We start from the raw sequence: 11,503 nt of genomic DNA on the forward strand, positions 1-11,503 counted from the left end.
GCTTCCGTTCAACTCATCGACACTCGACACAGCGTTTTCCCGGCCCCCATCGATGCTACCGATCCACTCAGACGAACGGACAGGCCCAAGCACCCCCAGACCTGCGTCACGTACAAAGTGGCAGGCGATACAGGGTTTTATTGGGAATACAGCCCGATGAGTTTAGAATCCGTTCAGGTTTCCCTCCGAGTCAGCGACATGTCTATCAAATGGATCTGCAAACACCATACCGACCTGAGCATCGAACAGCTATATGCCGTTCTGCGCCTGCGGGCCGAGGTGTTCGTGGTCGAGCAGCAATGCGCGTACCTGGATGTCGACGGGATGGACCTGACGGGCGACACCTGCCACCTGATGGGTTGGCAAAATGAACAACTGGTGGCCTATCTGCGCTTGCTGGACCCGATCCAGCAAGGCGGCGACGTGACCATCGGTCGCGTGGTCACGGCGCCGGCCATCCGCAAGATGGGCCTGGGCCACGAACTGATGGTCCAGGCGCTGGAACATGCCGAGCGCAAATGGCCCGACCAGCCGATCTATCTGTCGGCGCAGGCGCACTTGCAGGGGTATTACAGCCGCTACGGCTTCGATCCGGTGGGCGAGACGTACCTGGAAGACAACATCCCGCACATCGGCATGCGCCGCGACCTGGAATAAGCGGCTTACGGGTAGCCCAGCACGCTCTTGATGGTCGCCAGATTGCGCTCGATCCAGGCCTTGTCGATGGCGCCCCAGTCCCGCACCCGGTAATTGCCGGCATGATTGCGTGCGCCCTCTTGCTGCTCGAACTCACAGACGATGTCCAGATCCGCCAGCGCCGCGATCGTGTCCTGCGCGGTCCGCCGCGGCATGCCGGTAGCCTGCTCCAGCGCCGGCACACTGCGCGCCTGCCCGCTGTCGATCAACCAGGCCACGTACAGACGGCGGTAGAAACTGCTTTTGGTTTTGCTCACTTGCATGCGTGATTCCATGTGTTGAAGCTGCAGGGTTATTCGACCGCCGCCGGCATATCACGCCAGGTCAGGTACACGCGCAAATCGAATTCCAGCTGGTGGTAACCGGGCAACATGTGTTCGCACAATTTGTAGAACGCCTTGTTGTGCTCGGTTTCCTTGAAGTGCGCCAGTTCGTGCACCACGATCATGCTCAGAAACTCAGGCGCCGCCTCCTTGAACAATGAAGCCACACGAATTTCTTTCTTGGCCTTGAGTTTGCCGCCTTGCACCCGCGACACCGTGGTGTGCAGGCCCAGCGCGCGGTGGGTCAGGTCGAGGCGGTTATCGAACAGCACCTTGTCGATCGGCGGGGCATTGCGCAGGTGCTGGTTTTTAAGGTCCAGGGCAAAGGCATACAGCGCCTTGTCGCTCTGGATGGCGTGGCGCTCGGGGTAGCGTTTTTGCAGGTAATCGCTGAGTCGATTCTGAGCAATCAACTGGCGCACCTGATCCTGCAAGTCGGGCGGATAGGCTTGTAGATACTTGAGCACAAACGGGCTGGACACGATCAGGGCACACAGAACCGGAAAGCGGCCAGTCTACACCACTCAAACCACCTTCAAACCCGGCCCGCTCCACTGCCGGGTCATGTCCGCGGCCTGATCGGCATTCATCGGTGCCGCCACCAGCGGCCCCTGAATCAACTGGCAGCCATGCGTCAGCAGCCAGTGGTACTGCTCGCTGCTGCTTACGCCGTCAGCCATGACCAGCATGCCCAGATTACGCGCCAGCTCAATAATGCTGTGCGCCAGCGCCGCATCGCGTGGCGAGTCGAGCAAGGTGGCGACGAAATGCCGGTCGATCTTCAGTGTGTCGAGTTCAAGGGTACGCACATGCGCCAGCGAACAGTCGCCGGCACCGAAGTCGTCCAGGGCGACACGCACACCGATATCGCGTAACTGGCGCAATTGCTTGCGGCTATGGGCCAGGTTGTGGATCAACGAACGTTCGCTGATCTCGACCTCGAGCTGCCCCGGACACAAACCGTGATATTCCAGCGCACGCTGTAACTCGCTGGCAAGGCTGGGCAGGCAAAACTGAGCCGAACCGATGCCGACGCTCACCACCAGGTCGGCATCGAACACCGTGCTCCAGTTCTTTCGTTGCAAGGCGCTCTGATCGAACATCCAGCCGCCCAGCCGGTTAATCAGACGCGACTCTTCAAGTAACGGCATGAACAGGTCGCGGGGCACATCGCCAACCACCGGGTGCTGCCAGTGCAGGATGGCTTCGAAACCCCGTAGCCGGCCATCGGCAATGTGTATCTGAGGCTGGTAGATCACCGCGAACTGCTGGTCGTCGATGGCGCTGCGCACACTTTCTTCGAGCATCAGTCGCGAACGGGCGCGGCCGTTCATGTTCTGGTCGTAGAAGCGGTACTGATGACGCCCGGCGCGCTTGGCCTCGTACATCGCGGTGTCGGCCAGGCGCAGCAGGCCATCGAGATCAGCACCGCCATCAGGATGAGTGGCGATGCCGATGCTCACCCCCAGCGTGGCGTCCACGCCATTCACATGACGGCGTACCGAGACCCGCTCGATAAGCTTTTCGGCGATCTTGGCAGCCTGCTCGGGATGCTCCAGACCTTCGATCACCACTGCGAACTCGTCACCGCCGATGCGCGCCAGCACATCGTAAGGGCGCATGCATTCGCGCAACTGCCCGGCGACCCAGAGCAGCACATCATCGCCCGCTTCATGGCCGAGCGAATCGTTGATCATCTTGAAACCGTCCAGGTCCAGATACAGCACTGCCAGGCATTTACTGGCCCGCTGATTGCGCTGCAGCATGCTTTGCACGGCCTTGTGCAAGCCACGACGGTTGAGCAGCCCGGTCAGCGCATCGGTGACCGCCTGCTGCTCCAGTTGCCGGTACAGGTCACGCTCGACCGACATGTCGAGGATGCTCAGCACCATGGCTTTCTGCTCGCTGGGCAGCGGCGCACAGGAAAAGGTCACCGGCAACGGACCGCCCGTGCGGGTGCGCAGGGTAGCGTCGTGGACCCGCCAGGTCTCGCCGCGCCGGTACCAGGTATGAAAACCGGACTCCAGCCAGTGGCCAGCCTGCGGCTCACAGACATGAGCAAGCAGCGCCGAACCGTGCAGTTGTTGCTCGGTACTGTCCAGCAAGCGGCAGATCGCAGGATTGGCAAAGCGCACGATACCGGCTTCGTCGACCACCAGAATGCCTTCGGCGACATTGGACAGCACCGAGGCGTTGAACGCCCGCGCCGCATCCAGCTCTTGCGTCAATGCCTGCAAGGCGCGACGGTTACGCTGCTGCTCCAGCAAGGCCTGGACCTTGGGCTTGAGGACATTGGGGTCGAAGGGCTTGAACAGATAATCGGTAGCACCGCTGGCATAGCCCTTGTGCACCGCTTCCTGGCTTTGTTCGTTAGCGGTCAGAAAGATGATCGGCGTCAGCCGGGTGCGCTGGCTGCCGCGCATCAGCCGCGCCACCTCGAACCCGTCCATGCCGGGCATCTGCACGTCGAGCAACACCAGGTCGACGTCGCGCTCGAGCAACACGCTGAGCGCCTCGAACCCGGAACTGGCGGTCACGATGCAGCGGTCGGCACGCTGCAGGACCGCACGCATGGTGACCAGATTTTCGGGATAATCATCGACCACCAGAAGCACCGAAGCGCCATCGCCTGGCTTGTCTTGCGCGCGTTCCATGCTGTTTCTCTTGTTGGTCGTGAAGGTGATGCCAGATCATTTGTCATCAAGATGCCACCAACTCTAGACCTGCCTGAGAAAAAGAATAAGCACGCAGGCGTATTGCCACGCCGAAACCAGCCATTAGCCGACTAACGGTATACCAACAGACTGTGCCGCTTTACAGGCACAGCCGGACAGTAATACGACGCCAAAAAAATGGCCCGCGCGTCAGTCAGACGGGCGGGCCATGACACTCAGGCCAGGATCAGCGCACCGCGTCCTTGTAAGCCTTGTCGGCGATGTCGAAACGCTCGCGCATGGCTGCCGACGGTTTCGGGCCGATCTGGCTGAACACCACGATGGCCAGTGTCGCGAGAATGAAGCCCGGCACGATCTCGTACAGGCCGATGGTGGTGAACTGCTTCCACAGCACAACGGTGACGGCACCGACCACTACACCGGCCAGCGCGCCGTTACGGGTCATGCCTTTCCACAGCAGCGACAGCAGCACCACCGGACCAAAGGCAGCACCGAAGCCGGCCCAGGCGTAGCTCACCAGACCCAGAACACGGTTGTTCGGGTCAGCCGCCAGCAGGATGGCGATGATCGCGACCAGCAACACCATGGCACGGCCGACCCAGACCAGCTCGACCTGAGAAGCGCCCTTACGCAGGTAAGCCTTGTAGAAATCTTCGGTCAGGGCACTGGAGCACACCAGCAACTGGCAGCTCAAGGTGCTCATCACGGCCGCCAGAATCGCCGACAGCAGCACACCGGCCACCCACGGGTTGAACAGCAGTTTGGCCAGTTCGATGAATACCCGCTCCGGGTTTTCGGTAACGGGACCGGCAACGTCCGGGTTGGCCGCGAAGTAGGCGATCCCGAAAAAGCCCACGGCGACGGCGCCGCCCAGGCACAGAATCATCCAGGCCATCGAAATACGACGGGCATTGGTAATCGACCTGGCCGAATCGGCGGCCATGAAGCGCGCCAGAATGTGCGGCTGGCCAAAGTAGCCCAGGCCCCAGGCCAGCAGCGAAACGATGCCGATGAAGGTGGTGTTCTTGAGCATGTCGAAGCTGCCCGGAATCTGCGCCTCGATGGCCAGGAAAGTCGGATCGATACCGCCAGTCGCCAACAGGACGAAAATCGGCGTGAGGATCAGGGCAAAGATCATCAGCGATGCCTGCACGGTGTCGGTCCAGCTCACCGCCAGGAAACCACCGACGAAGGTGTAGGCAATGGTCGCCGCCGCGCCGGCCCACAGTGCAGTCTCGTAGGACATGCCGAAGGTGCTTTCGAACAGGCGGGCACCGGCGACGATGCCGGAGGCACAGTAGATGGTGAAGAACACCAGAATCACGATCGCCGAAATAATCCGCAGCACGCCGCTGTTGTCTTCGAAGCGGCTGCTGAAATAATCCGGCAGGGTCAGCGCATCACCGTTGTACTCGGTGTGCACGCGCAGTCGACCGGCGACGAACAGCCAGTTCAGGTAGGCACCGATGATCAGGCCGATGGCAATCCAGCTTTCAGACAGGCCCGACATGTAGATGGCGCCCGGCAGGCCCATCAACAGCCAGCCGCTCATGTCCGAGGCACCGGCCGACAAAGCCGTGACCACGCTGCCAATGCTGCGTCCGCCCAGAATGTAATCGGAAAGGTTGTTGGTCGAGCGATAGGCCATCAGGCCGATCAGGACCATGGCCGCGATATAGATCACGAAGGTGATCAAGGTAGGATTCGTGAAACTCATGTGTTCTGCCTTGGCATTGTTTTTATTCAGCGTCCGGGAGCAAGCCCGGACGCCACGCTGACGCGGAGCATCGTATTTACATGACGATCAAGGTGCAACCAGTTTTACCCACTGAGTTGCACCATTGATCGCACCATGAGTTGCCCCACAAAAAAGCCCGTTTCCTGTGCATCATCGGTTTAACCGGCAGCAAACAGCACCGAAATCATGCACTTGGCACCGATAAAAAATCCGGCCCGCATGAGGAATGTAAAGATTGAAACATTTTGGGTTGCACCAGGTTGCACCCGGCCGTGCGCCCGGCTAATCTGCGCTCACAGCCAAATGCCACAATTGCCGTGGCGATAAAGAGGACAAGACATGGCCACCACCACTCTGGGCGTGAAACTCGACGACCCGACCCGCGAGCGATTGAAAGCAGCCGCACACACCATTGACCGTACCCCGCACTGGGTCATCAAGCAGGCGATCTTCAATTACCTCGAAAAGCTGGAGAGTGGTGCAACCCTGCTGGAACTCAACGGCCAGCACGGCAAGGACGGCGACGACCGTGGCGAGCTGCCGAGCGATGCCGGCCACCAGAACTTCCTCGACTTCGCTGAAAGCATCCTGCCGCAATCGGTGCTGCGCGCGGCCATTACCTCGGCTTACCGTCGTCCCGAGCAGGAAGTCGTGCCAATGCTGCTGGAGCAGGCACGCCTGCCGGTGCCGGTTGCTGACGCCACCCACAAGCTGGCTGCCTCGATTGCCGACAAGCTGCGCAACCAGAAAAGCGCCGGCGGCCGCGCCGGCATCGTCCAGGGCCTGCTGCAGGAATTCTCGCTGTCGTCGCAGGAAGGCGTGGCCTTGATGTGCCTGGCCGAAGCCCTGCTGCGCATCCCGGACAAAGGCACCCGCGACGCCCTGATTCGCGACAAGATCAGCAACGGCAACTGGCAACCGCACCTGGGCAACAGCCCGTCGCTGTTCGTCAATGCCGCGACCTGGGGCTTGCTGCTGACCGGCAAACTGGTTTCGACCCACAACGAAACCGGCCTGACCTCGTCCTTGAGCCGCATCATCGGCAAGAGCGGCGAGCCGATGATCCGCAAGGGCGTCGACATGGCCATGCGCCTGATGGGCGAGCAGTTCGTGACCGGCGAAACCATCGGCGAAGCGCTGGCCAACGCCAGCAAGTTCGAAGCCAAGGGCTTCCGCTACTCCTACGACATGCTCGGTGAAGCGGCACTGACCGAGCACGATGCGCAGAAATACCTGGCCTCTTACGAGCAGGCGATTCACTCGATCGGCAAGGCGTCCCACGGTCGCGGCATTTATGAAGGCCCGGGCATCTCGATCAAGCTCTCGGCCCTGCACCCGCGCTACAGCCGCGCCCAGTACGAGCGCGTGATGGAAGAGCTGTACCCGCGCCTGCTGGCGCTGACCCTGCTGGCCAAGCAATACGACATCGGCCTGAACATCGACGCCGAAGAGGCCGACCGCCTGGAGCTGTCGCTCGACCTGCTGGAGCGCCTGTGCTTCGAGCCGCAACTGGCCGGCTGGAACGGCATCGGTTTCGTTATCCAGGCCTACCAGAAGCGCTGCCCGTATGTGATCGACTACGTCATCGACCTGGCACGCCGTAGCCGTCATCGCCTGATGATCCGCCTGGTAAAAGGCGCCTACTGGGACAGCGAGATCAAACGCGCCCAGCTCGACGGCCTGGAGGGCTACCCGGTCTATACCCGCAAGGTGTACACCGACGTGTCGTACATCGCCTGCGCACGCAAACTGCTGGCCGCCCCGGAAGTCATCTACCCGCAGTTCGCCACGCACAACGCCCACACCCTGTCGGCCATCTACCACATCGCCGGGCAGAACTATTACCCTGGCCAGTACGAGTTCCAGTGCCTGCACGGCATGGGTGAGCCGCTGTACGAGCAAGTGGTGGGCAAGGTTGCCGATGGCAAGCTGAACCGTCCGTGCCGCGTTTATGCACCGGTCGGTACCCACGAAACACTGCTGGCCTACCTGGTGCGTCGCCTGCTGGAAAACGGCGCCAACACCTCGTTCGTCAACCGTATCGCCGACCAGTCGATTTCGATTCAGGAACTGGTGGCGGACCCTGTCAGCAGCATCGAGCGCATGGCCACCCAAGAGGGCAGCTGTGGCCTGCCGCACCCGCGCATTCCACACCCGCGCGACCTGTATGGCCGCGAGCGCGCCAACTCCAGCGGCATCGACATGGCCAACGAGCACCGTCTGGCGTCGCTGTCTTCGGCGTTGCTGTCCAGCGCCAACAACGACTGGAAAGCCGTGCCGTTGCTGGGCTGCGAGTCGAGCAAAGAAACCCCGGCACCCGTGCTTAACCCGTCCGATCACCGTGACGTGGTCGGCCATGTGCAGGAAGCCACGGTCGCCGACGTCAATAACGCGATCCAGTGCGCCATGAGCGCCGGTCCCATCTGGCAGGCCACCCCGCCCGCCGAGCGCGCCGCGATTCTGGAGCGTGCCGCCGACCTGATGGAAGGCGAGATCCAGCCGCTGATGGGCCTGCTGGTCCGCGAAGCCGGCAAGACTTACCTGAACGCCATCGCCGAAGTCCGCGAAGCGGTCGATTTTCTGCGTTATTACGCGGTGCAGGCGCGCACTGAATTCAGCAACGATGCGCACCGTCCGCTGGGTCCTGTGGTGTGCATCAGCCCGTGGAACTTCCCGTTGGCGATCTTCAGCGGCCAGGTGGCCGCAGCGCTCGCCGCCGGTAACCCGGTGCTGGCCAAGCCGGCCGAACAAACCCCGTTGATCGCGGCACAAGCGGTGCGTCTACTGCTCGAAGCCGGTATTCCTGAAGGCGTGGTGCAACTGCTGCCGGGCCGTGGCGAAACCGTCGGCGCAGGCCTGGTCGGTGACGAGCGCGTCAAGGGCGTGATGTTCACCGGGTCCACCGAAGTGGCGCGCCTGCTGCAACGCAATGTCGCCGGGCGCCTGGACGCTCAGGGCCGGCCAATTCCGCTGATCGCCGAAACCGGCGGCCAGAACGCGATGATCGTCGATTCGTCGGCGCTCACCGAGCAAGTGGTCATCGACGTGGTGTCCTCGGCCTTCGACAGCGCCGGCCAGCGTTGCTCGGCCCTGCGCGTCCTGTGCCTGCAGGAAGACTCTGCCGACCGCGTGCTGGAAATGCTCAAGGGCGCCATGGCCGAAAGCCGCCTGGGCAACCCCGAGCGTCTGAATGTCGATATTGGCCCGGTGATCGACGCCGAAGCCAAGGCCGGCATCGAGAAACACATCCAGACCATGCGCGACAAAGGCCGCACCGTGTACCAGATGGCCCTGGCCGACACTGCCGAGATCAAGCGCGGCACCTTCGTGATGCCGACCCTGATCGAGCTGGAAAGCTTTGATGAGCTGCAACGCGAGATCTTCGGTCCCGTATTGCACGTGGTGCGCTACGCCCGCAAAGACCTGGATGCGCTGATCGAGCAGATCAACGCCTCCGGTTATGGCCTGACCCTGGGCGTGCACACCCGCATCGACGAAACCATCGCCAAGGTCATCGACAAGGCGCATGCCGGCAACCTGTACGTGAACCGCAACATCGTCGGTGCCGTGGTCGGCGTGCAACCGTTCGGCGGCGAAGGCCTGTCGGGCACCGGCCCGAAAGCCGGCGGTCCGCTGTACCTGTACCGCCTGCTGAGCACCCGTCCGCAAGACGCGATTGCCAAGTCCTTCAGCGCGGCCGATGCGCGTCTGGCACCGGACACGCGCCTGCGTGATGCCCTGCTGCAACCGCTGCACGCCTTCAAGGCCTGGGCCGCCAGCCAGCAGCGCACCGAACTGGTCACCCTGTGCGAACAGTTTGCGGCGCAATCGCAAAGCGGCATCAGCCGTTCGCTGGCGGGGCCTACCGGTGAGCGCAACACCTACACCATCCTGCCGCGCGATCAGGTGCTGTGCCTGGCCGACGACGAAGGCGACCTGCTGGCGCAACTGGCCGCCGTACTGGCCGTCGGCAGCCGCGCGGTCTGGGTCGAAGCCGACACCACCCGCGCCCTGCGCAACCGCCTGCCACGCGACATTCAGGAGCGCCTGCAACTGGTCGCCGACTGGAACCGCGACGAGGTGCACTTCGATGCCGTGCTGCACCACGGCGACAGCGACCAGTTGCGCGGCGTCTGCCAGCAAGTGGCCCAACGCGGCGGCGCCATCGTCGGCGTGCACGGCCTGCCGTACGGTGACACCGGCATTGCCCTGGAGCGCCTGGTGATCGAACGCGCCTTGAGCGTCAATACCGCAGCCGCTGGCGGCAATGCGAGTTTGATGACCATTGGCTGATCGATAAGCGGTCACTGAAAAGAGGGCTTCGGCCCTCTTTTTCATGTCGACTTCAAACAACTAATACTTATTGAATTCAACACGCTCCAAGTCTATAGACAGACCGACTCTCGCCCCTGCACTCAAGCAGTAGCCCAATAACACTATCATTCCTGCTAGTTGACGCCCCCCTCTCGAGATGATTGCCTGACTCTACATCAAGCCACCTCACGAGAACGGTCATGAAACTACTGAATACGATCACGGTTGATCACATCGGGGCCGATGTTCGCGAAATAACATTGTCCAGCGGACTGCTTATAACCGAGCCGGCCGAACTGTCTACCGATTACTTACTGATCGATTGCGAGCCTGGCAACTACAGCCCGCAACAAGGTGGCTTCGTGGCCGAACTGGACGCCATCGGCGTGTCGGTCGAGGCACTGGAAAGCACTTGCGAAATGGACTTCAGGCCGCTGCTGCCCTGCTGGATTTCCAGCGTGCAGCAGGGCCGTTTTTTCAAGCGTCTCGTGGTGTTCGAACCGCTGGCTGAACCCAACGAAGCGGCGCGCAAGGCCTGGCAGGTGTTCCAGGCGCTGCGACTGTTTGCAGGCAACGATAGCCCCTCGACGCTGGCATTGGGCATTTTGAGTACGCACGATGACGCCAACGACAACATGGTCATGCTCAGAGTGCTCTGTTTGCCGCTGCCAGCCTTGCAGCACGCGCGCCCTGGAGCACTATCAGCATTGTCGTACCCGACAGGGTCGCGGGCAGTGCCGCCCCGGAATTCCAGACCCTCAAGGCACACTATCTCGACCCGCCACTGGCAACGGTTACTGTGCTCGATGAGCTCAGGCACATCAAAAAAAACTGGCCTCTGTTTGACCGGACACCGATGAAGAACACCGTCCCCCCGGAAGATATCGGCCTGACCGAACGGCAATACACCATGGTGCATGAATACACCAAAGCGCTTTATTACTATTTGAATACTATTCTACGCGCCGATGATGTAACCAGCCCGCAACATGCTTACTTTCATGCCACGATCGAAGCCCTCAGTACCGGGCTGGCACAGATGAAAAAGTTCCGGGTCACGCAAACACCGGTCCATCGTTACGTGTTTGCCTTTCCGGGCATTGAAGAACTTTACGCCGTCGGCGCCATTGCCCAGGAAGCCTCGTACACCAGCACCTCGCGAAGAAGCGGTTTATGGTCAGGCGATTATCACCTGATCGTCAACAGTTCCATTGGCAAGGACATTGATGTGCTTTCGTTTTATCCCAATGAAGACGAAGTGCTGTTCGACTTCAAGATGAACCATGCGATTTATAAAGCCGAGCAGTTTGTGGTGCCGGTAGTGATCACCGATATCTGGTCGCATGAAACGCTGCCGAACACCGCCGACATTCAATATTCCCATTTGTGAGGATTCGTTATGGTCACGCTCGCCCCCCCTTCCAAGGACGCCATTGACGTCATCCTCCAATACGCCCCCACTGCGTCAAGCGTCCAACCGGACATTGACCTGTCACTGTTTGTCGAAGCGGTGTACGCGACTGACTTCATGGCGCCGTTCGACTGGATCACGGAGTTTCCTGACGGCGCATTAAACGACGCCAATCTCGGACCGCTTCTGACAGCGGACGCCTCACAACTCAGAAAGCTACTGATTGCCCACCTGCGCCTCGACCGCTTCTTGAATGGGCATCTGCGCAAGTTGCTGCAATCAGGCTATCTGGGCCAGTTACTCGCGCGACTTAAAGCACTGCGCGCTACGTTGTGAATAACCGGTG

At 61.1% G+C, this 11,503-nt stretch carries 9 protein-coding genes; 5 read left to right on the top strand and 4 right to left on the bottom strand.

The features are described from left to right. The first annotated feature begins 198 nt into the window (after window positions 1-198). The gene (locus ACYP2A_RS16570; protein WP_459746630.1) at window positions 199-657 is read left to right on the top strand and encodes a GNAT family N-acetyltransferase; all 459 of its coding nucleotides are present in this window, start codon (window positions 199-201) and stop codon (window positions 655-657) included. A gap of 5 nt (window positions 658-662) precedes the next feature. Here ACYP2A_RS16570 and ACYP2A_RS16575 read toward each other — a convergent pair whose 3' ends face one another. From ACYP2A_RS16575 to putP, 4 genes are all read right to left on the bottom strand, one after another. Further along, entirely contained in the window at window positions 663-959 is a 297-nt protein-coding gene (locus tag ACYP2A_RS16575) for a winged helix-turn-helix domain-containing protein (protein ID WP_459746632.1), read from the bottom strand. 29 nt (window positions 960-988) lie between these two features. Next, window positions 989-1,486, bottom strand: a complete 498-nt coding sequence (locus tag ACYP2A_RS16580; RefSeq protein WP_459746923.1) for a YgjP-like metallopeptidase domain-containing protein — start codon at window positions 1,484-1,486, stop codon at window positions 989-991. 57 nt (window positions 1,487-1,543) lie between these two features. Continuing rightward, window positions 1,544-3,673 (bottom strand): putative bifunctional diguanylate cyclase/phosphodiesterase, encoded by a 2,130-nt coding sequence (locus ACYP2A_RS16585; RefSeq protein ID WP_459746633.1) that lies wholly within the window; start codon window positions 3,671-3,673, stop codon window positions 1,544-1,546. 247 nt (window positions 3,674-3,920) lie between these two features. Then, entirely contained in the window at window positions 3,921-5,411 is a 1,491-nt protein-coding gene (gene putP / locus ACYP2A_RS16590) for a sodium/proline symporter PutP (RefSeq protein ID WP_459746634.1), read from the bottom strand. A gap of 360 nt (window positions 5,412-5,771) precedes the next feature. Here putP and putA point away from each other — a divergent pair, with 360 nt between their 5' ends. The 4 genes from putA to ACYP2A_RS16610 all read left to right on the top strand — a co-directional run bounded on the left by putA (window position 5,772) and on the right by ACYP2A_RS16610 (window position 11,493). Beyond that, window positions 5,772-9,725 (top strand): trifunctional transcriptional regulator/proline dehydrogenase/L-glutamate gamma-semialdehyde dehydrogenase, encoded by a 3,954-nt coding sequence (gene putA / locus ACYP2A_RS16595; RefSeq protein ID WP_459746636.1) that lies wholly within the window; start codon window positions 5,772-5,774, stop codon window positions 9,723-9,725. Between the two features lie 383 nt (window positions 9,726-10,108). Continuing rightward, window positions 10,109-10,606, top strand: a complete 498-nt coding sequence (locus tag ACYP2A_RS16600; protein ID WP_459746638.1) for a hypothetical protein — start codon at window positions 10,109-10,111, stop codon at window positions 10,604-10,606. Further along, window positions 10,603-11,136 (top strand): ADP-ribosyltransferase, encoded by a 534-nt coding sequence (locus ACYP2A_RS16605; RefSeq protein ID WP_459746639.1) that lies wholly within the window; start codon window positions 10,603-10,605, stop codon window positions 11,134-11,136. Before ACYP2A_RS16600 ends, ACYP2A_RS16605 begins: the two co-directional genes overlap by 4 nt. Before the next feature lie 9 nt (window positions 11,137-11,145). Continuing rightward, window positions 11,146-11,493, top strand: coding sequence for a DUF6508 domain-containing protein (locus ACYP2A_RS16610; RefSeq protein ID WP_459746641.1), 348 nt, complete (start codon window positions 11,146-11,148; stop codon window positions 11,491-11,493). Window positions 11,494-11,503: the final 10 nt, after the last annotated feature.

The sequence above is a fragment of the Pseudomonas sp. 3A(2025) genome, from assembly GCF_054589175.1.

Excerpts from the sequence above, each read along its gene's own strand:
- ACYP2A_RS16605 (WP_459746639.1), top strand. The coding sequence starts at position 10,603 with ATGAAGAACACCGTCCCCCCGGAAGATATCGGCCTGACCGAACGGCAA.
- ACYP2A_RS16610 (WP_459746641.1), top strand. The coding sequence starts at position 11,146 with ATGGTCACGCTCGCCCCCCCTTCCAAGGACGCCATTGACGTCATCCTC.
- ACYP2A_RS16575 (WP_459746632.1), bottom strand. The coding sequence starts at position 959 with ATGCAAGTGAGCAAAACCAAAAGCAGTTTCTACCGCCGTCTGTACGTG.
- putP (WP_459746634.1), bottom strand. The coding sequence starts at position 5,411 with ATGAGTTTCACGAATCCTACCTTGATCACCTTCGTGATCTATATCGCG.
- putA (WP_459746636.1), top strand. The coding sequence starts at position 5,772 with ATGGCCACCACCACTCTGGGCGTGAAACTCGACGACCCGACCCGCGAG.
- ACYP2A_RS16570 (WP_459746630.1), top strand. The coding sequence starts at position 199 with ATGTCTATCAAATGGATCTGCAAACACCATACCGACCTGAGCATCGAA.
- ACYP2A_RS16585 (WP_459746633.1), bottom strand. The coding sequence starts at position 3,673 with ATGGAACGCGCGCAAGACAAGCCAGGCGATGGCGCTTCGGTGCTTCTG.